Annotated in this window: 22 protein-coding genes; 16 read left to right on the top strand and 6 right to left on the bottom strand. The window is 64.8% G+C overall.

Going from position 1 to position 25051, the window contains the following annotated elements; translation table 11 throughout:
* Positions 1-94: 94 nt before the first annotated feature.
* The 5 genes from QCE64_RS22435 (at position 95) to QCE64_RS22455 (ending at position 8042) form a co-directional block, all read left to right on the top strand.
* Complete coding sequence (locus QCE64_RS22435) at positions 95-1315, top strand: aminotransferase class V-fold PLP-dependent enzyme (protein WP_310006320.1); 1221 nt, start codon at positions 95-97, stop codon at positions 1313-1315.
* Complete coding sequence (locus tag QCE64_RS22440; protein ID WP_310006323.1) at positions 1312-2076, top strand: 2-keto-4-pentenoate hydratase; 765 nt, start codon at positions 1312-1314, stop codon at positions 2074-2076. Before QCE64_RS22435 ends, QCE64_RS22440 begins: the two co-directional genes overlap by 4 nt.
* 25 nt (positions 2077-2101) lie before the next feature.
* Complete coding sequence (locus tag QCE64_RS22445) at positions 2102-5155, top strand: FAD-linked oxidase C-terminal domain-containing protein (RefSeq protein ID WP_310006325.1); 3054 nt, start codon at positions 2102-2104, stop codon at positions 5153-5155.
* A 250-nt stretch (positions 5156-5405) separates the two neighbouring features.
* Positions 5406-6695 (top strand): MFS transporter, encoded by a 1290-nt coding sequence (locus tag QCE64_RS22450; protein WP_309923699.1) that lies wholly within the window; start codon positions 5406-5408, stop codon positions 6693-6695.
* 198 nt (positions 6696-6893) lie between these two features.
* Complete coding sequence (locus tag QCE64_RS22455) at positions 6894-8042, top strand: DSD1 family PLP-dependent enzyme (protein WP_310007330.1); 1149 nt, start codon at positions 6894-6896, stop codon at positions 8040-8042.
* A 7-nt stretch (positions 8043-8049) separates the two neighbouring features.
* On the opposite strand, the gene QCE64_RS22460 is transcribed toward QCE64_RS22455, so the two are convergent.
* From QCE64_RS22460 to QCE64_RS22475, 4 genes are all read right to left on the bottom strand, one after another.
* Positions 8050-8172, bottom strand: a complete 123-nt coding sequence (locus QCE64_RS22460; RefSeq protein WP_310006327.1) for a hypothetical protein — start codon at positions 8170-8172, stop codon at positions 8050-8052.
* Positions 8169-9086 (bottom strand): FUSC family protein, encoded by a 918-nt coding sequence (locus QCE64_RS22465; protein ID WP_310006329.1) that lies wholly within the window; start codon positions 9084-9086, stop codon positions 8169-8171. Before QCE64_RS22465 ends, QCE64_RS22460 begins: the two co-directional genes overlap by 4 nt.
* A gap of 175 nt (positions 9087-9261) precedes the next feature.
* The gene (locus QCE64_RS22470) at positions 9262-9906 is read right to left on the bottom strand and encodes a LysE family transporter (protein ID WP_309925265.1); all 645 of its coding nucleotides are present in this window, start codon (positions 9904-9906) and stop codon (positions 9262-9264) included.
* A 167-nt stretch (positions 9907-10073) separates the two neighbouring features.
* Positions 10074-10802, bottom strand: a complete 729-nt coding sequence (locus QCE64_RS22475) for a hypothetical protein (protein ID WP_309933368.1) — start codon at positions 10800-10802, stop codon at positions 10074-10076.
* Positions 10803-11189: 387 nt separating this feature from the next.
* On the opposite strand from QCE64_RS22475, the gene QCE64_RS22480 reads away from it, so the two are divergent.
* From QCE64_RS22480 to QCE64_RS22530, 11 genes are all read left to right on the top strand, one after another.
* Positions 11190-12398, top strand: coding sequence for an efflux RND transporter periplasmic adaptor subunit (locus QCE64_RS22480; protein WP_309933369.1), 1209 nt, complete (start codon positions 11190-11192; stop codon positions 12396-12398).
* A 1-nt stretch (position 12399) separates the two neighbouring features.
* Positions 12400-13092, top strand: coding sequence for an ABC transporter ATP-binding protein (locus QCE64_RS22485; protein WP_309933370.1), 693 nt, complete (start codon positions 12400-12402; stop codon positions 13090-13092).
* A 6-nt stretch (positions 13093-13098) separates the two neighbouring features.
* The gene (locus QCE64_RS22490; protein ID WP_310006331.1) at positions 13099-14253 is read left to right on the top strand and encodes an ABC transporter permease; all 1155 of its coding nucleotides are present in this window, start codon (positions 13099-13101) and stop codon (positions 14251-14253) included.
* Positions 14254-14262: 9 nt separating this feature from the next.
* A complete protein-coding gene (locus QCE64_RS22495) occupies positions 14263-15429 on the top strand; it encodes an ABC transporter permease (protein ID WP_309933372.1) in 1167 nt (388 codons plus the stop codon).
* A gap of 140 nt (positions 15430-15569) precedes the next feature.
* Complete coding sequence (locus QCE64_RS22500) at positions 15570-15962, top strand: tautomerase family protein (protein WP_309933373.1); 393 nt, start codon at positions 15570-15572, stop codon at positions 15960-15962.
* 153 nt (positions 15963-16115) lie between these two features.
* The gene (locus QCE64_RS22505) at positions 16116-17585 is read left to right on the top strand and encodes an alkaline phosphatase family protein (RefSeq protein ID WP_310006333.1); all 1470 of its coding nucleotides are present in this window, start codon (positions 16116-16118) and stop codon (positions 17583-17585) included.
* 149 nt (positions 17586-17734) lie between these two features.
* Positions 17735-18820, top strand: coding sequence for a linear amide C-N hydrolase (locus QCE64_RS22510; protein ID WP_309923721.1), 1086 nt, complete (start codon positions 17735-17737; stop codon positions 18818-18820).
* A gap of 88 nt (positions 18821-18908) precedes the next feature.
* Positions 18909-19631 (top strand): DUF3348 domain-containing protein, encoded by a 723-nt coding sequence (locus QCE64_RS22515; RefSeq protein ID WP_310006335.1) that lies wholly within the window; start codon positions 18909-18911, stop codon positions 19629-19631.
* A 10-nt stretch (positions 19632-19641) separates the two neighbouring features.
* Entirely contained in the window at positions 19642-21978 is a 2337-nt protein-coding gene (locus QCE64_RS22520) for a DUF802 domain-containing protein (RefSeq protein ID WP_310006337.1), read from the top strand.
* Positions 21975-22622 carry an OmpA family protein gene (locus QCE64_RS22525; RefSeq protein WP_309815917.1) on the top strand — a complete coding sequence of 216 codons (648 nt, stop codon included), beginning with the start codon at positions 21975-21977 and terminating at the stop codon, positions 22620-22622. The genes QCE64_RS22520 and QCE64_RS22525 overlap by 4 nt, the downstream gene beginning before the upstream one ends.
* On the top strand, positions 22615-23190 hold the full coding sequence (locus QCE64_RS22530; RefSeq protein WP_310006339.1) for a DUF2894 domain-containing protein: 576 nt from the start codon (positions 22615-22617) through the stop codon (positions 23188-23190). The genes QCE64_RS22525 and QCE64_RS22530 overlap by 8 nt, the downstream gene beginning before the upstream one ends.
* A gap of 15 nt (positions 23191-23205) precedes the next feature.
* On the opposite strand, the gene QCE64_RS22535 is transcribed toward QCE64_RS22530, so the two are convergent.
* Positions 23206-24189 carry a transketolase family protein gene (locus QCE64_RS22535; protein ID WP_310006340.1) on the bottom strand — a complete coding sequence of 328 codons (984 nt, stop codon included), beginning with the start codon at positions 24187-24189 and terminating at the stop codon, positions 23206-23208.
* On the bottom strand, positions 24186-25028 hold the full coding sequence (locus QCE64_RS22540) for a transketolase (protein WP_309923731.1): 843 nt from the start codon (positions 25026-25028) through the stop codon (positions 24186-24188). The genes QCE64_RS22535 and QCE64_RS22540 overlap by 4 nt, the downstream gene beginning before the upstream one ends.
* Positions 25029-25051 lie beyond the last annotated feature (23 nt).

A 25051-nucleotide genomic window follows, 5' to 3' on the forward strand; every position in this document is an offset into this window, starting at 1 on the left:
TCCCTAGGCCGTTCGGCCTATGTTTTCCTTTACCCCGGCAAGTCACCGCGTTATTGTATTTTGCATGCAAAATCACATTTAAGGACGCGATTTCATGCTCAAGCTCGACTTCCATCCCGCCGGCCGTCACTTCCTTCAGATTCCCGGACCGAGCCCGGTGCCCGACCGGATCCTGCGGGCGATGAGTTATCCGACCATCGATCATCGCGGTCCGGAGTTCGGCGCGCTGGGGCTGAAGGTGCTGGAGGGCATCCGGAAAATCTTCAAGACGGACCAGCCCGTGGTGATCTATCCGGCGTCGGGGACGGGAGCATGGGAAGCGGCGCTTTGCAACACGCTGAGCCCGGGCGACACGGTGCTGATGTATGAGACCGGCCACTTCGCGACGCTGTGGAAGAAGATGGCCGAGAACCTCGGGCTCAAGCCGGAGTTTCTCGGTTTGCCGGGTATCGAAGGCTGGCGGCGTGGCGTGCAGGCGGACCAGATCGAAAAGCGTCTGCGCGAGGACACGCAGCATGCGATCAAGGCGGTCTGCGTCGTCCACAACGAAACCTCGACCGGGGTGACCTCCGACATTGCCGCGGTTCGCCGTGCCATCGATGCCGCCGCGCATCCCGCATTATTCATGGTGGATACCATTTCCGGGCTGGCCTCGGCGGATTATCGGCATGACGAGTGGGGCGTCGACGTGACTGTTTCCGGCTCGCAGAAGGGGCTCATGCTGCCGCCGGGAATCAGCTTCAACGCGGTGTCGCGGAAGGCGCGCGAGGCAGCGAAGCGCGCGACGCTGCCGCGCGCGTTCTGGGACTGGACCGACATCATCGAGATGAACCAGCAGGGCTACTGGCCCTATACGCCGAATACAAACCTGCTTTACGGGTTGTCCGAGGCGCTCGACATGATTTTCGACGAAGGGCTGGATCAGGTCTTCGCCCGGCATCAGCGGCTGGCGGCCGCCTGTCGTTCGGCGGTCACGGCTTGGGGGCTCGAGATCCAGTGCGCGGATCCCGCGGTCTATTCGCCAGTGCTGACCGGCGTGATGACGCCCGAGGGCGTCGATGCCGATGCCGTGCGCAAACTCATCTACGAACACTTTGATCTTTCGCTGGGGACGGGCCTGGGCAAGGTGAAGGGCGGCATGTTCCGCATCGGGCATCTGGGCGACTGCAACGATCTCACGCTGATGGCCGCGCTCACCGGCTGCGAAATGGGCCTCAAGCTGGCGGGCGTCGCGCTGAAGGGCAGCGGCGTAACGGCCGCGATGGACTATCTGACGAGCCACGTCGCGAAGCCAGCGTTCAAGGCGGCTGCATGAGCGCCGCATTCGACGCCCACGCGCTCGCCCGGCTTTTCGTGGAAACGCGCGCGCATCGCGCGCAGCTGGATTCGCTCCCGGCGGGCTTGCGTCCCGGTCATTCCGACGAAGCCTGCGCCGCGCAGGATGCCACGTTGCGCGCGCTGGATGCGGCCATCGGCGGATGGAAGGTGGGCGCCAAGTCGGCGGACGGACCCATTCAGGGCGCGCCGCTTCCTGCCAGCGGCGTGCAGCCGTCCGGTGCGCGCCTTGCGATGTCCGCGTTCGGCCGGGCAGGTCTCGAACTCGAAGTGGCCTTCAGGCTTGGACGGCGTTTCGAGCCTGGCAGCGGGCCGTATGCAGAAGAGGAGATCCTCGCGTCGATCGAGTCGGTGCACGCCGCGATCGAGATCGTTGCGAGCCGCTTCGCCGCATGGCCCGATGTGGACAAGCTCTGGCAACTCGCGGATCTGCAGAACCACGGCGCGCTGATCGTGGGCGACGGCGTCCCGTACGACGCTTCCTATCCATTCGTCGCGCCGGTCATGACGTTCGAATACGACGGCGCCCCCCTGTTCGACGACACGCCCGCCAACCCGGCGGGCGATCCGCGCAGATTGCTGGCGTGGACGGTGAATCACTGCGTGTCGCGCGGACATGCGCTCGAACGCGGCACGGTGCTGACGGCGGGCTCGTACACCGGCATGGCCTTCCCGAAGGCGCCCGGCACGGCGCTGGGCAGGATCGAAGGTCTGCCGCCCGTCGAATTGCATTTCGCATAACGCATTCAGCATTCAGACAGCGACAATGCTCAACTCTCCGACCGACCGGCTCGTCAAACCCATCCATCTGATGCCCGCTTCGGCGCGCGCTCGTCCGGGGTCGTCGCCGACGCCCTTGCAGGCGCGCCTCCAGCGCGAACTGAAGGGCGACGTGCTGTTCGATCCGGCGTCGCGCGGACGTTATGCGACCGATGCGTCGATCTACCAGATCATGCCGCTCGGCGTCGCCGTGCCGAGGGATCAGGCGGACCTGCGTCTGGCGTTGCAGATTGCCGCGGATCAGGGCGCGAGCGTGCTTGCGCGCGGCGCGGGTACGAGCCAGTGCGGGCAGACGGTGGGCGAGGCGCTCGTCATCGATACGACGAAGTGGCTCAACAACATCGTTCACTTCGACAAGGAGGCGCGCACCGTCACAGTCGAGCCGGGTGTCGTGCTGGATCATCTCAATGCGTGGCTGAAGCCGCACGGGCTGTGGTTTCCGGTGGATGTATCGACGAGCGCGCAATGCACGATTGGCGGGATGGCGGGCAACAACTCGTGCGGGTCCCGGTCGATGGAATACGGGATCATGGTGCACAATGTCGACGCCATCGATGCGATCCTCGCCAACGGCCATGAAACGCGCTTCGGCAAGCTCGCGGACATGCCGCAGGAAGCGCGTAGCCGGGATCTCGTCGAGGCCGTGCGCGGCATTGCGCTGCGCGAACGCGCTGAACTGCGTGAACGCATCCCGAAGGTGTTGCGGCGCGTGGCCGGCTACAACCTCGATCTGTTCGACTGCCAGAGCCCGCTGCCCTTCAACGATGACGGCCAGCCCAACCTGGCCAATCTGCTCGTGGGTTCGGAGGGCACGCTCGCGTTCAGCCGGCAGTTGACGTTGAAGCTTGCGCCGTTGCCTGCGCACAAGACCTTGGGCGTGGTGAACTTCCCGACCTTCTGGGCGGCGATGGACATGACGCAGCACATCGTCAAGCTCGGCCCGGTTGCGGTGGAGCTGGTGGACCGCACGATGATCGACCTGGCTATGTCGAATCCCGCTTTCCGTCCGGTGATCGGCAAGGCGCTGACTGGCAATCCCGAGGCGATATTGCTCGTCGAATTCGCAGGCGCCGAGCGCGATGAGCAAGTGACCAAGCTGGCCCGTCTCGTCGAACTGATGAGCGATCTCGGCCTGCCGGGTTCCGTCGTCGAAATGCCCGAAGCGGGCCCGCAAAAGGCGCTTTGGGAAGTCCGCAAGGCCGGGCTGAACATCATGATGAGCATGAAGGGCGACGGCAAGCCGGTGTCCTTCATCGAAGACTGCGCGGTGCCGCTCGAACATCTCGCCGACTATACGGCGCGGCTGACGGAAGTGTTCCGCAAGCACGGCACGGAAGGTACGTGGTACGCGCATGCGAGCGTCGGCACGCTGCATGTGCGGCCGATCCTCGACATGCGCCGCGACGGCGCCGGCAAGATGCGCGCGATCGCGGAAGAAGCCGCGGCCATGGTGCGTGAATACAAGGGCGCGTATTCGGGCGAACACGGCGACGGGCTGTGTCGCGGCGAATGGGTGGCCTGGCAATACGGTCCGCGCATCAACGAAGCGTTTCGCGACATCAAGCAATTGTTCGATCCGGAGAACCGGCTGAGCCCGGACCGGATCGTGGCGCCGCCAAAGATGGACGATGTCGCGAATTTCCGCTTTCCGCCTTCGTATCGCGAGTGTGCGGTCGAACCGTTGCTCGACTGGTCGGCGTGGAATGTCACGCGCGATCCGCTGACGGGCGACGAAGGCGCACCGGGTTCCGGCGGCGATCGTTCCGGCGGTCTCGCGAAAGCGCTCGAAATGTGCAACAACAACGGCCATTGCCGCAAGTTCGACGCAGGCACGATGTGTCCGAGCTATCGCATCACGAAGGACGAGCAGCATGTCACGCGCGGCCGCGCCAATACGCTGCGTCTGGCGCTATCGGGGCAACTCGGCGAGGCCGGCCTGGCCAGCCAGGATGTCAAGGAAGTGCTCGACCTGTGCGTGTCATGCAAGGGCTGCAAGCGCGATTGTCCGACGGGTGTCGACATGGCGCGCATCAAGATCGAGGCGCGCGCGGCCTGGACGAAGCGGCATGGCTTGCGGCTGCGTGAAAGAATGATCGCGTATCTGCCGCGCTATGCGCCTCTTGCAAGCCGCATGCCGGCGCTTGCCAACGGGCTCGAGGCCAACATGCCGGGCGCGGCGCGCTGGCTGAAGACGAAGCTGGGCCTTGCGCCGCAGCGTGGCCTGCCGCGTTTCAGCACGCCGTTTCTCGGCGATGCAGCCGCAAAACAAGTTGCGTCCGCAACCAAAGAGGTCCTGCTGTTCGTCGATACGTTCAACAACTATATCGAGCCTGAGAACGCCCGCGCTGCGCAGCGGGTGCTCGAAGCGGCGGGCTACGCCGTGCATCTGAACGTGAAGGCGGGTGAGCGGCCGTTGTGTTGCGGCCGCACGTTCCTGTCGGCGGGACTCGTCGACGAGGCGAAGGCCGAGGCGCGCCGTACGCTCGATGTATTGCTGCCGTTTGCCGAGCGCGGCGTGGCCATCGTCGGACTCGAGCCGTCGTGCCTGCTCTCGTTACGCGACGAATTCCTCGGCTACGGCTATGGCGAAGCGGCGCGCAGGCTTTCGGAGCACTCGTTCCTGTTCGAGGAATTCCTGGTGCGCGAAAAAGCGCAAGGGCGATTGCATCTTGAATTCAATATGCTGGATGCAAAGAAGGCGCTGCTGCACGGACATTGCCATCAGAAGGCTTTCGACGCCGTGCGTCCGATCGAACAAGTGCTGGGCTGGATTCCGGGCCTTAGCGTGAAAACGATCGAATCGTCGTGCTGCGGCATGGCCGGAAGCTTTGGCTACGAGGCGGAACATCATGCGGCGTCGCAAGCGATGGCGGAGTTGTCGCTCCTGCCGGCGGTGCGCGAAGCCGGCGACGCGCTGATCGTGGCGGACGGGACGAGTTGCAGGCATCAGATCGCGGAGGGCGCACAAAGAGACGCACTGCACGTGGCGCGCGTCCTTGCCATGGCATTGCATACACGGGCAACGGATTCAAGAGACTGAATACCGCTTCATCCATCGACGCACACATCGAGCACACAAGCGGGCCGTAATGAGCCGCGAAGGAGACGAGACATGACATCACCGCGCAAGCCCCGCATCCGCAAGCTGCGTCGCCGCATGCAATAGCCGCCTTAGGCCGGCTGCCAGCAATCTCATTCGACGTACCCAAAGGAAGTCCCGCATGACGTGATGACCGGAGCCCGGCCTGCGCAGGGCGCCGTGTTCACGCACGCGGCTACACAAGGAGACGATGATGTTCCGTCGAGCCACGACGCGCGTGCTGCTGCTGCTATGCGCGATGTATTTCATCACCTATATCGACCGCGTGAATGTCAGCACGGCGGCCAGCCAGTTCGGGGCTGAACTGGGTCTTTCGCATACGCAGGTCGGCTTTGTGTTTTCGGCCTTCGCGTACCCGTATCTCGTGTTCCAGATCATCGGCGGCTGGGTCGGGGACCGCTTCGGGCCGCGCCGCACCCTGACGCTGTGCGCGATCATCTGGGCCGGCGCCACCGTGCTGACCGGCCTCGCGGGCGGCTTCGCGTCGCTCATCGTGGCGCGAGTGCTGCTGGGCCTGGGCGAAGGCGCGACCTTCCCGACGGCGACGCGCGCGATGTCCAACTGGATGCCGGCCGATCAGCGCGGCTTTGCGCAAGGGACTACGCATGCCGCATCACGCATCGGCAATGCGGTTGCGCCGCCGCTCATCGTGTGGCTGATGGTGGCGACGAGCTGGCGCGGCGCGTTCCTGGTCACGGGTGTCATCAGTTTTGCGTGGGCCATCGCCTGGGTGTTCTATTTCCGCGACAACCCGCGCGACCATCCGCGCATCACGGAAACCGAATGCGCCACCCTCGCCACGTATTCCGGCGTGAAGGAGCGCGCGCCCGTGCCGTGGCGTACGCTGCTGGGCCGCATGGCGCCGGTGACCGCCGTGTACTTCTGCTACGGCTGGGTGCTCTGGCTGTTCCTTGGCTGGATTCCGCAATACTTCCTGCACAGTTATCACATGCAGCTTGGCAAGTCCGCGCTGTTCGCGTCGGGTGTGTTCTTCGCGGGCGTGCTTGGCGACTGGCTCGGCGGCTCGGTCACGGATCGCATCCTGCGCAAGAGCGGTAACGTGCGCCTCGCCCGCAACGTGATGGTCGGCGTGTGCATGTTCCTCACGCTGCTGTCGCTTGCACCGATCATGTTCGTTTCCAACATTTCGATCACACTCGCCGCCGTCTGTCTGTCCGCGGGCTTCTTCTTCAACGAGATGACGATTGGCCCGATGTGGTCCGTGCCGATGGATATTGCCCCCAAGCATTCCGGTACGGCGGCCGGCATCATGAATTCAGGTTCGGCGCTGGCGGCGATCATCAGTCCGGTGGTGGGCGGCTGGCTGATCGACCGTACCGGCAACTGGAACCTGCCGTTCACGGTTTCAATGATCCTGATGGCGGCGGGCATCATCCTGTCGTTCATGATGCGGCCCGACCGGGTGCTGGAGGTGCAAACGGAAGGGCAGGATGCAGCGCACGCGCGCAAGTTCGTCTAGTTGGGTGAATGCCGCGGTTCAATGCGTTTTGCATGCATTGGACCGCGGCAAATGGAGCCTTCTTGCAGCGTTCAGACCGAGGCCGCGCAACCCGTAAACACCCGCAACGAAAAAGCTGGAATTTTGCGTAATGCATTCATCATGCCGCATGCAGCGATATGATCGGAAACTGACTTGACATTGACTACCGCCATCGCCATGACGCTTGCGCCTCCACCCGCCGCCCGATCTGGCGATCCGCTCACCTCGGTTGCCACGCCGTCGCTCCTGCTCGACCTCGAAGCCTTCGAGGCCAACCTCGCCGCGATGGCGGCATTCGCCGCTCATCAGGGCGTCGCGCTGCGCCCGCATGCAAAGGCGCACAAGTCCAGCGAAATCGCGAAGCGGCAGATCGAGGCCGGTGCGGTGGGCGTGTGCTGTCAGAAGCTCTCGGAGGCGTATCCGTTCGCGGCAGCGGGTATTCGGAGCATTCATGTCAGCAACGAGTTCGTCGGCGCCGACAAACTGGCGATGGCCGTCGAACTTGCATCGCACGTGCGGCTCTCCGTGTGCGTCGATGCGCTGCCGCAGGTGCAGGCCCTTGGACGTGCAGCGGCGGAGGCCGGCGTCAAGATCGACGTGCTGCCCGAAGTCGATGCAGGACAGCATCGCTGCGGCGTCACCGGTGAGGACGCCTTGCTCGAACTCGTGGACGCCATCGCGGCGCAGCATGCCCTGCGCTTCGCCGGCATCCAGGCGTATCACGGCGGCATACAGCATGTCGTCGACTGGAATGCCCGCAAGACCGCCGCTGGCCACGCGGCCGATATCGCCGCGGGCTACGTCCGGGCGCTGGACGCGCGCGGCGTGCGCTGCGGCGTCGTGACGGGCGGCGGCACCGGTACGGTCGAATTCGATGCTACGAGCGGCGTGTTCACCGAATTGCAGCCGGGCTCATACCTTTTCATGGACGGCGACTACGGCGGCATCGGCTGGGACGGGGCATTGCACTGGCGCCATAGTCTGTTCGTGCTTTCGACCGTCATGAGCGCGACCCGTCCAGGCATGGCCGTGTGCGACGTCGGCTTGAAAGGGCTTGCGGTGGATTCAGGCTTGCCGCGCAGCGCCCACTGGCTCGACGGCCGCAGCGCGCCCGTGTTGAATTACGTTGCCGCGAACGATGAACACGGCATGCTGCATGCAAAAGACCATCCCGAGAACGATTTCGGAGCGCTCGTCGGGGAACGTCTTCTGTTGCCGCCGGGTCATTGCGATCCGAGCGTCAATCTCTACGATGAGTACGTCTGCTATCGCGGTGGGCGCGTCGTCGACATCTGGCCCATCGACGCACGCGGCCTCTCACGCTAGCTCCGCGTCACTTGGGCGGATAGAGCGTGCTGATCAGCGCATCGAGATCGGCGACGATGAGACCGATGACGAATTGCGCCGCTTCCTGTGCTCCGTGAGTCGGCGCCTGCGCGGCGAGCGCCGTCTTCAACGCGCTGACTGAAGCCCGCGCCTGCTCCAGTTTGTCGCCATCCTGCTGCGGGGATGCCAGCACGCCTGCCAGCAACTCGAAGAGCGCCTGCAACGTCCGGCCCATATCGCCGAGACGCGCCGCGCAGGATTGCCGGTCCAGCCCCGCCACGGCTTTCGCGAGAAAGTCGTGTCGCTGTGCAGGCGCTGCAGAAAGGGCGCAGCCTTGTCGATGCCATCGGAGCGGCTGTTATGTACGAGCACGACGATGTGCTCGCGCTCCGCTTCCTTCAGGGCGTCGTCGAGCGCCTTCTGTGCAGCCACGCTTTGCGCTTCGAGTTGCGATTCGCGCGCCGCGTCCTGCGCGCCGGTCAGATAGAGGCCGATGAGCTGGCCGAGACTTCTCAGCGTATCGGCGACGCTGTGATGCGCGGCCCGCAACGCGCGATTCGGCCAGAGCGCGGTCACGACAAACGCGGAGATGGCGCCAATCAGGATCTCCAGCACGCGATGCAGCGGGCGCTCGAACGGTGAACCTGAACCTGCCGGAATCAGCACGACGATCACCAGCGTCACACAGGCCAGCCGGAACGCGGGACGCTTCGCGCTGACGGCCGCAAGCGGGATCAGGGCAACGGTGAAGACCGCGAGCGGCGGCGCGCCATACTGCATCGCGACGATGCCGAGCACGCCGGCCAGCGCACCGATGCACGCGCCGATGATCTGATCCCGCGCCGTGTCCACGGCTTGCGTGAGGCTCGGCTGTGTGACGACGACGAGTGTCGTGATGAGCGCCCAATAGCCTTCGGGCAGTGCGGCGAGACGCGCGGCGCTGTAACTGATGGCGCAGCTCATCAACGTGCGCAACAGACGGCGTGCTTCGGGTGCGCCGAAGAATGCATGCAGGCGGCGCCGGGTGCGGGTGATCGCAATCATGCTTGGCATGGTGTCGACGAACGGGTCGGTGCTGCATTATGCCAAGGTGTCATGCCGCAAGCCCGCGCCATGCACAAGAAAGCAGGTGAGTCAGCGAAACGAAAGGAACACAGAGCTCGCCTTCAGTCTTTTGCATTCAAGATGCCGGATGGCGTTTTGTGTCCTGCATGCAAAATCACAAGCCGGCTTTGCCCGCGGTCAACAGGAGCCGCAAGCCGAGCGCCGCGATGACGCCTGCCGCGACGCGATCGATCCACTTCTTCGCTCGCAGATAGAGGTCGCGCGGCCGCTTGCTGGAGAAACCCAGCGCGACGATGGTGTACCAGCCAGTCTCGATGGCGAACACCATCGGCGGCAGGACGAAGTAGCACCACAGCGGCGGGTGCTGCGGCAGGAGCGCCGCGAAGATGCTGCCGTACCAGATTGCGGTCTTCGGATTGCTCAGTTGCGTCGAGAGGCCGAGCCAGAACGATCTTCCGGGGCTCTGTTTGCGGGGCGAGGCATCGGTTGGGATCGACACCTGCATGGGACGGGCAGCGCCGCGCCAGATGTTCCAGGCGATGTAGACGAGGTACAGGCCGCCGGCTGCCTTCAGAGCCACATACAACCATTCGACGGCAACCAGCAGCGTGTACAGCCCGGCGAGCGCGATGCCGCCGAAGAAGATGCCGCCAACGCCCATGCCGAGCGCCGTCGCCAGTCCGTCGGCGCGCGAAACGCCGATCGAGTTGCGCGCCACGACCACGAAGCTCGGACCGGGAATCATCGCGCCCAGCAGCAGGGAAAACAGAATGGCGAGTACGGCGTTCGAAGCATGCATCGAGGCGGACATCGTATCGACTCCTTGTATGAGGCATGCAAAACGCATGATGCAATACGCGTGATGCAAAGCGCATGATGCAAAACGCACGATTGCATGCTGCATGCATGATACGCCCGGGCAACACGCACACCTCGGGCAGGACGCGTCGTGTACGACTCCCCCGGCTATTTGACGAGCCGCAGCCGCCGCGTCACGATCGACCCGTCCTTGCGGTCGACGAGCCATGCCGCCGCGACGCTGCCGTTCAATGTCGAGGTTCTGCGCGTGATGTCGGTGGGTTCTTCCTCGGAGGGGGCGCTGTGCGTGACGTCGTCCGTCAGGTAGGGCGGTTCGAGGGCGCACACGAGGACGATCGCGAAATCGCCGTCGCCGTGTTCATGCGAGAAGTTCGGCAGCAACGCCCGGCCCGTCACCGTGGTGCGCGCGCCGCCGTCCGGTTGCAGTTGAATGACGTCGAAGGTCTGCACGAACCCCTTTGCCCTGGCTTCGGCCGCGACGACGAGCTTGCGGCCGCTTTGCCCCTTGACCGTCTGCTTCAGCAGGATGGCGTTCGGGTTGCCGGGCGCCGCGAGCGAAACATTGACCGTCAGAACCTTCTTCTTCGACTGATAGCGCACGCCGTATGTCACTGGAATGACGAACACAAAAGTGCGGTCTGCCTGCGTGGCGCCCGCGCCCTGCGGCTGACTGGCGCCCTGTACGCCGCGTGCAACCGATGCGCCGTGCTCCCATCTGCGGAACGGCTGTGACAGGAACGTCCGCACCCGGCTCGTGATCGAGGGCGCCTGGCCCGGCGCGGGACGGCCGGCGAGTGCGTCCCGCACGTGCTCGGGATCGTCGCCCGCGAAACCGGGCGGCAACGACTCCACCGCAAGAATGTTTTCACTCGTCACCCCGCTCGCAGCACCGGTCGTCCGTTCCGCATGCGCGCCATGCGCCTCCGCGGCGCGCGCGGAGGCGCAGCAGCATAACAATGCCCAGACGGCACAGGCGACAAGGCGTCTTTGTTTCGAGAAAAGCACGTACTTCTCCTGGCGCAGGACGCCGAATCCACCATATAGGCCGTATCTTAAATGGAAGCTTCTGCTTTGGCAGTCTGGCTCGCAGCGGACGCAGCCGCCGGATCACGCGAACGAGCCGCCGGCATTTTGCACGCAGAATGATGCATTCAAAATGCCATTCCCCGCGCGGCCGCGGATGGGCCAGGTCGCGGCGCTATACTGGACGTCCATTCACCGCACACTGGTCCGCGATCCCAAGCAGCGGCGCACGTTCGAAAATTGGCTGAACACGACCTCGAAAAATTAAAGATCGACCGGGGACCCTCCGCTGCGGTGCCACGGCGCCGGCGCCACTGGCTCCGCTGGGCAATCGCCGCGCTCATCGTCCTTGCGTTGATCGCCGTCGCATTCAGGCTCACCGGGCCGCAGGCCGTGGAAACGGCCACTGTCACTTCCGCCTATCCATCGCAGAGCTATACGCTCCTGAACGCGACCGGCTATGTCGTGCCGCAGCGCAAGGCCGCAGTGGCGTCGAAGGGGCAGGGCCGCGTCGAATGGCTCGGCGTCCTCGAAGGCTCCGTGGTCAAGCAGGGCGAGGTGATTGCCCGTCTCGAAAGCGACGACGTCGCCGCATCGCTCGCACAGGCTCAGGCGCAAGTGAAGGTCGCGCAGGCCAACCTGCAACTCCAGCGCGCCGAACTCAAGAATGCCGAAGTCGATCTCAAGCGCTATCGCATTCTCGTGCCGCAAGGCGCCATTCCCGCGACGCAGTACGATGCCGCGCTCGCCCGTTTCGACAAGGCGCAGGCGTCCATAAACAGCGACGAAGCCGCGATCCTCTCCGCGCGCGCCAATGCACAGGCGGCGCAAGTGGCCGTCGACCAGACCGTGATCCGCGCACCGTTCGACGGCGTCGTGCTCGAAAAGCACGCCAACGTGGGCGACAACATCACACCGTTTTCATCGGCGTCCGACAGCAAGGGCGCGGTCGTCACCATCGCGGACATGAAGACGCTCGAAGTCGAGGCCGACGTCGCCGAGTCGAACATCGCCCGTATCGCCGTGGAGCAGCCGTGCGAGATCCAGCTCGACGCGCTGCCGGACGTGCGCTTCGCGGGCCGCGTGTCGCGCATGGTGCCCACCGTCGACCGCTCGAAGGCCACCGTGCTCGTGAAGGTGCGTTTCGTCGATCGCGACGCGCGCGTGCTGCCGGACATGTCCGCGAAGGTCGCGTTCCTGTCGAAACCGGTGCCGCCCGATCAGAAGCAGGCGGTCATCGCGGTGCAGCCATCGGCGGTCGTGACGCGCGGCGGCAAGCAGGTGGTGTATGTGATCAGCCAGGACATTGCGCACGAAATACCGGTGACGTCCGGCGCGCGCATCGGCGATCTGCTCGCCGTGCAGGGCGTCAAGCCCGGCGACGTGGTCGCGCTGTCGCCCGGCGAAACGCTCAAGGACGGCGCCCGGGTCACCGTGGCGAAGAAGTAGCGTGAGCACGCCGCCGCTCGTCCAGATCAGCCACGTCGCGAAGTCGTATCGGCGCGGCGTGCAGACCGTGCCGGTGCTGACCGACATCACGCTGTCGATTGCTGAAGGCAACTTCGTCGCGCTGATGGGGCCGTCCGGTTCCGGCAAGAGCACGCTGCTGAACCTGATCGCGGGCATCGACCGGCCCGACAGCGGCGAACTGCTCGTCGGCGGACTCGACATCACGCGCCTGCCCGAAGCCGCGCTGGCGGACTGGCGCGCGGCGAATGTCGGCTTCATCTTCCAGTTCTACAACCTGATGCCGGTGCTGTCCGCGTTCGAGAACGTCGAGCTGCCGCTGATGCTGACGCGCCTCACGCGCCACGAACGGCGCGAGCGCGTCGCGATGGTGCTCGACATGGTCAACATGGCCGACCGCATGAGCCACTATCCGTCCGAGCTGTCGGGCGGGCAGCAGCAACGCGTGGCGATTGCGCGGGCGCTAATCACGGACCCGAAGCTGATCGTCGCCGACGAACCCACCGGCGACCTCGACCGCACCTCCGCCAGCGATGTCCTTGCCATGCTGCAACGCCTGAACAGCCGGCTCGGCAAGACCATCATCATGGTCACGCACGATGCGCACGCCGCCGGCGCGGCGAAGGCGCTCGTGCATCTGGAAAAGGGAGAGCTGACCGATGGCGCCCGGCCTTGAACTGTCATGTATCTCGCCAAGCTGATCCTGCGCAACGCGCTGCGCCACCGCTTGCGCACCGCGCTGACGGTGCTCGGGCTCACCATCGCGGTGCTCGCCTACGGCCTGCTGCATACGGTCGTGGACGCGTGGTATGCGGGCGCATCGGCGGCGTCGAATGCGCGGCTCGTCACGCGCAATGCCATCTCCCTCGTGTTCCCGTTGCCGCTCGCCTACGAGAACCGCCTACGCGGCGTGGAAGGCGTCACGCTGGTCGCGCGCTCGAACTGGTTCGGCGGCGTCTATCGCGATCCGAAGAACTTCTTCGCGCAGTTTGCCGTATCGGACAACTATCTCGACCTCTATCCGGAGTTCATCGTCAGCGAAGAAGCGCGCGCCGCATTCCAGCGCGATCGCAAGGGCGTGCTGATCGGCAGGCAGCTTGCCGATCAGTTCGGCTTCAAGGTCGGCGACGTGATTCCGCTCAAGGGCACGATCTATCCGGGCACTTGGGACTTCGTCGTGCGCGGCATCATGGAAGGACGCGACGAATCCACCATCACGCGGCAACTGCTGATGCACTGGGACTATCTCAACGAGACCATCCGCAAGACGACGAAACGCAATGTCGATCAGGTCGGCGTGTATGTGGTCGGCGTGAAGGATCCGGACCAGGCCGCGGCCGTCTCGCGCAATATCGACAGCGTCTTCAAGAACTCGCTCGCCGAGACGCTCACCGAAACCGAGCAGGCCTTCCAGCTGGGCTTCGTCGCGATGTCGAACCAGATCATCGCGGCCATTCGCGTCGTGTCGTACGTGGTGATCCTCATCATCATGGCCGTGATGGCCAATGCCATGGCCATGAGCGCGCGCGAGCGCATCACCGAGTATGCAACGCTGAAGGCGCTCGGCTTCGGCGCGGGCTTTCTCTCGGTGCTGGTGTTCGGCGAATCGATCGCGATCTGCGCGATCGGCGGCGGCATCGGCATTCTCGCGACGCCGCCGCTCGCGGAAGTCTTCAAGCACGCGACGGGTGGCGTGTTCCCGGTCTTCCGGGTCTCGCACGAGACCATGCTGTTCCAGGCCGCCTGCGCGTTCGTGGTCGCGCTGGCTGCGGCGATCGTGCCGGCGGTGCAGGCCAGCCGGGTGCGCATCGTCGAAGGCCTGCGGGCCATCGGCTGAGGGCGCGCGATGGCCATTCCCGTCTCCTATGTCGCGCGCAACCTGTGGGCGCGCCGCCTCACGACGGCGCTCACGGCAGGCGGACTCGCGCTCGTCGTATTCGTGTTCTCGACGGTGCTGATGCTGGATGCGGGCCTCAAGAAGACGCTCGTCTCGACGGGCGAGGCTGACAACGTCGTCGTGATCCGCAAGGGCGCGGAGACCGAGATCCAGAGCGCAATCGATCGCGGGCAGGCGAACGTGATGGAGATGCATCCGTCCGTTGCGATGAACGGCGACGGCCAGCCGTTGGCATCGAAGGAAACGGTGGTGCTGATCTCGCTCACCAAGCTCGGCAGCAGCACGCCCGCCAATGTCGTGATTCGCGGCGTGTCGCCGATGGGCCCGCAACTGCGGCCGCAAGTGAAGCTCACGGCGGGCCGCATGTTTCGCAGCGGCTCGTCGGAGATCATCGTGGGCAGCAGCATCGCGAAGGGCTTCGGCGGCACGCGCATCGGCGATCATTTGCGTTTCGCGCAACGCGACTGGACCGTGGTCGGCCATTTCGATGCAGGCGGCAGCGGCTTCGATTCCGAGATCTGGGGCGACGTCGATCAACTGATGCAGTCCTTCCGCCGCACGAGCTTTTCGTCGATGGTCGTGCGGCTCGCGCGCAGCGACGCGTTCGAGCGCTTCAAGGCGGATATCGACGTCGATCCGCGTCTTGCACACGAAGCCAAGCGTGAAAGGATCTTCTACGGCGATCAGTCGAAGGCGCTCTCGACCTTCATCAATATCCTGGGCTTCACCCTCTCCATCATCTTCTCGATCGCGGCGATGATCGGCGCCATGATCACGATGTACGCGTCGGTGGCGAACCGCGTCGCTGAAATCGGCACGTTGCGCGCGCTCGGGTTCAAGCGGCTCGACGTGCTCGGCGCGTTCATGCTCGAAGCCTTGCTGCTCGGCCTGACCGGCGGCGTCGCGGGATTGTGCTGTGCTGCGTTGATGCAGTTCGCATCGTTCTCCACGACCAACTTCCAGACCTTCGCGGACCTGTCGTTCCGCTTCATCCTGACGCCGTCGGTTATCGTGCGGACACTGCTGTTCTCGCTCGCGATGGGCTTCGTCGGCGGCTTTCTTCCGGCGCTGCGCGCGTCACGCATGAATATCGTCGATGCGCTGCGCACGCGTTGACCGTGCTTCTCGATCATTCGATTTTTCTGCATCGTCGCTTCCAAACTTTGCCCTGTTCGCGGCGGACGCGGCGGCGTAGAGTCGCCACATCGGGCGATGCCCGCATCGCTCATCGTACTCATCGCGAAGGAGAATTCATCATGCCGCTCGTTCACATTTCGCTTCTGAAAGGCAAGCCGCGCAAGCACCTTCGCGCCATCGCCGACGGCGTTCACGAGGCGCTCGTCGAGACCTTCAAGGTGCCCGCCGACGATCGCTTCCAGTTGATCCAGCAATTCGAGCGCGACGATTTCATTTACGACGACGGCTATCTCGGCGTGGACCGCAGCGACGATGTCGTGTTCATCCACATCACCGCGAGCGACTGGCGCGACACGGCTACCAAGCAGGCGTTCTACCGGGCGCTGGTCGCGAAGCTCGTCGCGTCTCCTGGCTTGCGGCCCGAGGACGTGATGATCGTGCTCGGGCCGAATCGCCGCGACGACTGGTCTTTCGGGCGCGGCATCGCGCAGTACGTCGAGAATGCCGCATGAGGCTCAGGCGCTCCACGTGAAGGTGGAAACCGGGAATGCGCCTTGCTTCTCCCCGGCACCCACAAGCCGTTCGCCTTCGATGTGACGAAGCGCAACCGCGCCCCGGCACGAACATGAAGGCGTGCGAGAAAAGCACTCACGCGGAGCGCCATCATGACCGACAAGCCGTCCAAGCCCGTCTCCATCGAACCCGATGCAATACGCCGGCGCCTGCTCGCGGCGCTCGCCAGTTCGGCGATGCTGTCCGCCTGCGGTGGCGGCGGCAACGACGACAACTCCGGCACGGTCACGCCGACGAGTCCCATCGGCACGATCCCGGCGGATCGCGCTAACCTGCCGCGCCCCGCCTTGCCGGCGCCCGCGACATCGGGCATCGATCACATCGTGCTGGTCACGATGGAAAACCGCTCCTTCGATCACATGATGGGCTGGGTTCCCGGCGCGGAAGGCACGCAAGCCGGCAGGCAGTTCACCGATGCGTTCGGCACCGTGCAAACGAGCTTCTCGCTCGCGGCCAATGCGGCGTTCGGCTTCCAGGGCTGCCAGTATGCGGACCCCGATCATCAATACGACGCGGGCCGCACGCATCTTGCGAATGGCGCGATGAACGGCTTCCTGCTGACCCCAGACACGAACGAGACGCGCGGCGACCTGTTGCCCATCGGGTACTTCACCGGCGCCGATCTCGACTTCTATCGCCAGGCCGTTGCGCAATACACAGTCTGCGACTACTACATGAGCGGGATTCTCGCGGACACGTTCCCGAACCGCGTCTACCTGCACAGCGGCGAGACCGATCGGCTCAGCGATACGCTCGATACGTCATCGCTCTCGACCATCTGGGACCGCCTCGACGCGAAGAACGTCTCATCGAAGTACTACTTCCACGACGTGCCCTTCACCGCGCTCTACGGCACGCGCTATGTGGGACGTTCGAAGCTGTTCTCCGATTTCCTTTCGGATGCGGCGGGCGGCAACCTGCCGTCGTTCTGCATGGTCGATCCCAGCTTTGCCGGCGAAGCGAACGGCACCTCGAACGACGATCACCCGCACGCCGACGTCCGCAACGGCCAGGCCTTGCTCGGTCAGATCTACGAGGCACTGCGCGCGGGTCCCAACTGGAGTTCGACGCTGATGATCGTCGTGTACGACGAGTGGGGCGGCTTCTTCGAGCACGTCGCGCCGCCAGTCAAGTCGCTCTCGGTGGCGGAGCAGAAGCTCGGCAACGATGGCCGGCTGGGCTTTCGCGTGCCTTGCATGCTGCTCGGTCCGCGCGTGCGCGCGGGCAGCGTGTCGCGCTATCCGTTCGATCCGAGTTCGATCCATCAGCTGCTGGCGTGGCGCTTCGGGCTCGATCCGCTGGGCGTGCGCGCAAGCGATCCGACGACCTTCAACATGGCCTACGCGCTCGATCTGAGCGATGCGCCCCGCACCGATGCCCCTGCCTTCGTCGTGCCGCCAGGACCGTTCGGCCTCGAATGCTCGAACACGCCTTCGAGCGGAACGGGACTCGGCACCGTGGACAAGCGCGCGGGCGAGGGCGCGGCGCAAACGCTCACGCCCGGCGGCCGCTTTGCCGATCTGCGTGCGAAGGCCACGACGCTGGGCTTCCCTTCGAATTGATGCAACAGCCAGTCTGAAATACCGGTTCGACGCGAGGCGCATATGCGTGCATCATGTGCGTTCGCGTCGCGGGCGCCGTTTCGGAGGGTCCGTGGCCTGATGAAGCATGAGGCAGTTGTTCCTATCATCGACACAAGGACTCCATGGTCATGACTCGTCTGTTGCAGAAGCTCACGTGGTTCATCGCGCTTGCATGCCTCTCCACCTCGCTCGCGCTGTCATGCACACGCGTGCTCTATACGGGCGACAAGGGGCTCGTGGTCACGGGACGCTCGATGGACTGGTCCGAGGACATGCGCTCGAACTTGTGGGTGATGCCGGCGGGCATCGAGCGCGACGGCAATGCCGGGCCGCGCTCCATCAAGTGGAAGTCCAAGTACGGCAGCGTGGTGGTGTCGGGCTATGAGATCGGCAGCGTGGACGGCATGAACGAGCGCGGGCTCGTCGCCAATGCGCTGTACCTTGCCGAGACCGACTACGGCAAGCCCGACCCGAAGCGCGACCCGATGTCGATCAGCCTGTGGGCGCAATACGCGCTCGACAACTTCGCGACCGTGGCGCAGGCGGTCTATGTGCTGAGTCGCGAGCCCTTTCAGATCATCGCGCCGCCCTTGCCGAACGGCAAGCCGCTGACCATCCATCTGTCGCTCTCGGATGCGCGCGGCGACTCGGCCATCCTCGAATACATCAACGGCAAGCTGGTGATCCATCAGGGCAAGAAGTACAAGGTGATGACCAATTCGCCCATCTACGACGAGCAGCTTGCCATCGATACGTATTGGAAGAGCGTCGGCGGGCTCGGCTTCCTGCCGGGCACGAATCGCGCGGCGGACCGCTATGTGCGCGCCTCCTTCCTGCTGGACGCCATTCCAAAGCAGGCCGATCCGAACTACCTCGCGGGCGTGCCGCAGCAGTCGTATGCGTTTCAGGCAGTGGCCAGCGTGATGAGCGTGGTGCGCTCGGTCAGCGTGCCGCTCGGCATCAGCACGCCGGAGCAGCCGAACCTCTCTTCGACCATCTGGCGCACGGTGGCGGATCAGCAGAACCTCGTCTATTACTTCGATTCCGCCACGCGCCCCGACACTTTCTGGGTGTCGCTCAAGAAGCTCAACCTGAGCCCTGGCGCGCCGGTGATGAAGCTGACCATCGACGGCGGGCAGGTGTTCTCCGGCGAAACGGCGGGCAGTTTCGTGGCGACGCCGGCCTTTGCCTTCATGCCGGCGAAAGCGCCCTGACAGGCGCGCGATGGCCGCATGACGGGCAAACGGGGCGAGCCACGCGCGCGGGCAGGTAAAATACCGTCCTTTTGCCTCTGGTGATCTCGTGCAAGGCCTTAAGCGCACGGCATTCAGCGGCCCGGCGCTCGTGCGCCTGCTGGCGCAATGTGCCGATCTCGAAGTCCACGAACCCGCGCAATCGCTGTCGGACCGCCTGAGCCAGTGGCTCGGCTGGACCGATGCGATCGCGCTGTCCACCGCGCTCGGCACCGATCCGCAGCCTGTCGCCAGTCCGCGATCCGCTTCCGGCGATGATGCAGCGGCAGGTGCGCAGACGCGCGCGCGCCTCGTGAGCGCCATCACGCGCGATGAAAGCGGCGAGCCGGGCCTGCATGGCCGGCGTCGGACGACGGCAGTGCAGACGCCGCCCGATGCCGTGCAGATCGACTTCGCGATCTTCCGCCAGCACTATTTGTCGTTGCAGCAGACGATGGAGTCCGACATCGGCGAGTTGCGCAGCCGGCTGCGTGCGTCTGTGGCGGCCCGTGCGGGCGGCATGACGCGTCTCGCGGTCGTCGATGCCGTCATGGAGCGTACCTTCGCGGCGCGCGAACGCACGCTGCTGGCGCAGGTGCCTGTGATCCTCGGCCGCCACTTCGAGCGGCTCAAGCGCGGCCAGATGCAGGCCGAAGCCGATACGGGCACTGCCTCCAACGCGTGGCTCACTACGTTCCGCACGGACATGCGCAACGTCCTGCTCGCCGAACTCGAAGTTCGTTTTCAACCGGTCGAAGGCCTGCTTGCGGCGCTTCGTACTCAGTCTCAGTAACTGGCACGCTATGCCCCGAAATTTCGTCAAAGTCGCAGTCTTTCTGGTGGGCCTTGCAGCGGTGTGCGGCATCGCCATCGGCTATATCGTTTCGAATCCGCTCGCGTTCGCGGTGACCGTGTTGATCGGCGCCTGCTATGTCGTCGGCGCGCTGGAGCTGCGCCGCTTCCAGCAGACTACCGACGCCTTCGTGCAGTCCTTGGACGCGCTGCTCAATGCGCCGAAGAGCCTTGCCGTCTGGATCGATACGGTGCCACCAGGCCTGCGCAACGCAGTGCGTGCGCGCGTGGAGGGCGAACGCGCCGGTCTGCCCGGACCCGCGCTCACGCCGTATCTCGTCGGGCTGCTGGTGCTGCTGGGCATGCTCGGCACGCTGCTCGGCATGGTAGTGACGCTGCATGGCACCGGCGCCGCACTGGAAAGCGCAACGGACCTGTCCGCGATCCGTGCCTCGCTCGCCTCGCCGATCACGGGTCTGGGTTTCGCATTCGGCACCTCCATTGCGGGTGTCGCGACATCGGCGATGCTGGGTCTGTTGTCGGCGCTGTGCCGGCGAGAACGGCTGCACGCCGCGCACGCGCTCGACACGAAGATCGCCACGACGCTGCGCGCGTTCACGCAGACCCATCAGCGCGAGGAAGCATTCAAGCTGATGCAGAAGCAGGCCGATCTGATGCCCGCACTCGCCGAACATCTGCACGCGATAATGCACGCCATCGAGCAACACAGCCTCGCCGCGCACGAGCGGCAGATCGCGAGCCAGGGCGAGTTTCATGCGAAGACGGAAACGGCGTACCGCAGGCTGGCGACGTCGGTGGAACTGTCGTTGAAGCAAAGCGTCGCCGACAGCGCCCGCGCCGCCAGCGCCGCGCTCCAGCCCGTCATGCAGGCGACGATGGATGGCATCGCGCGCGAAACGGCCGCGCTGCACGTCACGGTCGAACAGGCGGTGACGCGCCAGCTCGACAGTCTGAACACGGGCTTTGAGGCATCGGCGACGAAGGTCGCAGGCATCTGGAATCAATCGCTCGATGCGCAGCGTCTTGCGAACGACGCGCTCGCGGAGAAGTTCGAGGCACGCTCGATCGTGCTGGTGGACGGCATCGCCACGCAGATGAGCGGCGTCAGGGAAGGGCTGGACAGTTTCGTCACCAGGCAGCGTGAAGCCAGCGACGCACAGACCGAGCGCATGGCCGCTTCTCTGGACCATTTCGCTGACACCTTCGAGCAGCGCTCGACGCGTCTGGTCACGGAAGTATCGACAGAGATGGCCGGCGTGAAGCAGGGCCTCGATACGCACGTCGGGCGCATGTCCGCTTCGATGGAGCAGTTTGCCTCGGCATTCGAGGCACGTTCGTCGAGTCTCGTCGACGGCATCGCGGCGCGCATGGAACAGGCCACGTCCGGCATGTCGGAAGCGTGGCAGAAGGCGCTCGCACAGCAGACCAGCAGCGGCGAACAACTCGCCGCGCAGCACGAACAGGCGCTTGCCAACGCTGCCGCGACCTTCGAAGGGCACGCGGCGTCGTTGCTGGATTCGATGAACCGGGCGCATGCAGCGTTGCGTACGGAGATCGGCACGCATCACGATGCGCGTCTCAGCGCATGGACCGATGCGCTCGGCGCGCTCGCCGCGACCTTGCGCGAGGAGTGGCAGAGCACGAGCGCGTTTGCCGCGAGCCGTCAGCAGGACATCTGCGACACGCTCGCTCGCACTGCAAGCGAGATCTCGGAGCAGAGCAAGCTGCACGCGAACGAAACCATCGCGCAGATCGGGGAGCTGGTGCAGGCGGCTTCCGAAGCGCCGAAGGCTGCGGCCGAGGTCATTGCCGAACTGCGTCAGAAGCTCTCCGATTCCATGGTCCGCGACACCGCGATGCTCGACGAGCGCGCGCGTCTGCTGGCCACGCTGGAAACGCTGCTCGATGCGGTGAATCACGCATCGACCGAACAACGCACGGCGGTCGATGCACTCGTGACCGGCTCGGCCGATCTGCTCGAACGCGTGGGCACGCAGTTTACCGGCAAGGTCGATGCCGAGGCCGCAAAGCTGAACGATGCGGCCGCGCATGTGACGAGCGGCGTCGTCGAAGTGGCGAGTCTTGCCGATGCCTTCGGCGCGGCCGTGCAGGCCTTCGGTGAATCGAACGAGACGCTGGTCGCGCAGCTGCAACGCATCGAAGGGGCGCTGGACAAGTCGCTCGCACGCAGCGACGAGCAACTCGCGTACTACGTTGCGCAGGCACGCGAGGTCATCGATCTGTCGATGATGTCGCAGAAGCAGATCGTCGAGAACCTGCAACATCTGGCCGGCGAGCGCGGCGCACACGGAGCGAAGGCCGCATGAACGAGGAGATCGACGGCGGCGTCGAGACCGCGGCGCCCGTATGGGCGGCATTCGCCGATCTGATGTCGGTGTTGCTGGGCGCGTTCGTGCTGATACTCGTCGCCGTGCTCGGCGTGCAGCTGCAGTTGTCGACCCGGCTCGAACAGGCCATCAAGCAGCAGCAGAAAGAGACTGAGCGTCGCAAGACGCTCGAACAGGCGCTCGCGGGGCCGCTCGCTTCGGGACGCGTGACGCTGGTGAACGGCAAGATCGGCATCAGCGGCAACGTGCTGTTCGCGTTGAACTCGGATCAGCTGCAGCCGCAGGGTCGCGATGTATTGAAGAGTCTCGCGGGTCCGTTGACCGCGTATCTGGGATCGCACGAACAGATCCTGATGGTGAGCGGTTTCGCCGATGATCAACAGGTCCACGAAGGCAACCGTCGCTTCGCGGACAACTGGGAACTGTCGGCCAAGCGCGCCCTGACCGTGATGCGCGCGCTGATCGATGCGGGCGTGCCGTCCTCGTCGGTGTTTGCTGCGGCATTCGGCTCGGAGCAACCGGTGAGCTCGAACGCCGATGACGCGGGCCGCGCGAAGAACCGGCGCGTGGAGATTTCGGCGGTGCCGCGTCCGGTCAATGCAGCGGTGCCCGCGCATGACTGACAGCGTGACGCGTGCGCGCGAGATGCTCGACGCATGGCGCGAGCGTGGCGACGCACGCGTGGGCGGCATGTCATGCCGCATCATCGAAGCGTTGACGCAGCGCGCCTCATATCATGAAGGTGATGCAAGGCGTGTGCTGAATGCGCGTCTCGCCGCGCTGCTCGATGCGCAGGAGTCTGCGGATGAACCTACCGCGGTCACGCAGGACACCCTTGACACGCCGTTCGCCGCATTGCTCGACGAGTTGAACCAGCGCGCGCAAGCCCGTCCCGCGCCCGCCGAGTATCTCGATGCATTGCGCGCCGTGTGGACCTCGGTCAGCGCGGAGAAGCGCCTGCGCGAGTCGCTTGCACAAGTGCCGAAGAATGCGGGGCCGCTCAATTCAAGCAGCCTCGTGCATCGTTCACTGGCGCTGATGGGTGAAGTGTCGCCGGATTATCTGCAACACTTTCTCGGCTATGTCGATGCGCTCTCGTGGATGGACGCACTGACGCTCGTGAGTGCCCCGGTGAAGGATGCGCCGCGCGCGGCCTCCCAGAAGAAGACCGCGCGCGGCAAGGCGCGCTGAAGCTGCCGGACTGCGCTATGCGAGCCAGCCTTTGATGGAACGTGCGATAGCGTTGGTCGAAATGCCGTAGCGTTCGTGCAGCGTCGGCAATGCGCCGGCATCGAGGAACGCATCCGGCAAGCCGATCTGCCGATACGCGCACGACACGCCTTCAGTCAGCAGCGTGGTGGCCACCGCTTCGCCCAGGCCGCCGATCACCGTATGATTCTCCGCCACCACCACGAGCCGCCCGGAACGGCGCGCTTCGCGGATGATCGTCGCCGTGTCGAGCGGTTTGATCGTGGGCACATGCAGCACCGCGACATCCACGCTGTCCTTCTGCAGCGCCTGCGCCGTTTCGAGCGCGCGCATGGTCAGGATGCCGGACGAGATGATGAGCACGTCACGGCCGTCGCGCAGCAGCTTTGCGCGGCCCAGTTCGAAGTGGTAGTCGTATTCATCGAGCACGGCGGGCACGTTGCCGCGCAACAGGCGCGCATACACCGGCCCCTTGTGCGCGGCAATGGCCGGGACCATCTGCTCGATGTCGAGCGCATCGCACGGGTCGATCACGGTCATGTTGGGCATCGCGCGCATCAAGGCGAGATCCTCGGCGGCCTGGTGGCTCGGGCCGTAGCCGGTGGTGAGTCCGGGCAGCGCGCAGACGATCTTTACATCGAGATTGTCTTCCGCAATGGTTTGATGGATGAAGTCATAGGCGCGCCGCGTGCCGAACACGGCGTAGGTCGTCACGAAGGGCTGCGCGCCTTCGTGCGCAAAGCCTGCCGCCGCGCCCATCAGCAACTGCTCGGCCATGCCCATCTGGTAATAACGCTCCGGGAACTCCTTGGCGAAGATATGCAGGTCCGTGTACTTGCCGAGATCGGCCGTCATGCCGATGACGTTCGCCTTCGTGCGAGCAAGCTCACACAACGCATGACCGAAGGGCGCCGAACGCGTGACCTGTCCTTCGCTTGCAATCGAGGCGATCATCGCGGATGTTTTCAAACGAGTGCTCATGCCTGTCTCCCTGCTTCAAGTGCTTCCAGTGCCAGCTTCCATTCGTGCGGATCGACGCGGATGAAATGGTTCTTCTCGCGCTGCTCGAGGAAGGGCACGCCGCAGCCCATCTTCGTATCGCACACGATGATGCGCGGCTTCGCCTCCTTCGAATTGCGAGCGTTGTCGAAGGCCTGCTTGACGGCGTCGATGTCGTTGCCGTTGACACGCTGCACATACCAGCCGAAGGCGTCGAGCTTCTCGACCAGCGGCTCGAAGGACATGATCTGCGTTGAGGGGCCATCGGCCTGCTGATTGTTGACGTCCACCATCGCGATCAGGTTGTCGAGCTTCCAGTGCGCCGCGGACATCAGGCCTTCCCAGATCGCGCCTTCATCGAGTTCGCCGTCCGAGAACAGCGTGTAGACGAAGGATTTCGAGCCCTTGCGTTTCAGGCCAAGGCAACGGCCCACCGCGATCGTCAGACCCTGGCCGAGCGAGCCGCCCGACATCTCCATGCCGGGCGTGTAGCTCGCCATGCCGGACATCGGCAGGCGGCTGTCATCGCTGCCATAGGTTTCGAGTTCCTCCGGCGGCAGGATGCCCGCTTCAAACAGCGCGGCATACAGCGCGATCGCATAGTGACCGTTCGAGAGCAGGAAGCGGTCGCGGTCTTCCCACTCGGGATCGTCGGCGCGGTAATGCATCGCGCCGAAATACGCGACCGCCAGTACGTCGGCGATATCCAGCGCCTGGCCGATATATCCCTGGCCCTGCACCTCGCCCATCAGAAGCGCGTTGCGGCGAATGCGCCAGGCACGTTCGGCGAGGGTCGTCTCCTCGATGACGGGACTGCTCATGGTTGTGTCTCCTTTGAATAATG

Origin of the sequence: Caballeronia sp. LZ043 (assembly GCF_031451075.1) — a bacterium.
Lineage (GTDB): Bacteria > Pseudomonadota > Gammaproteobacteria > Burkholderiales > Burkholderiaceae > Caballeronia.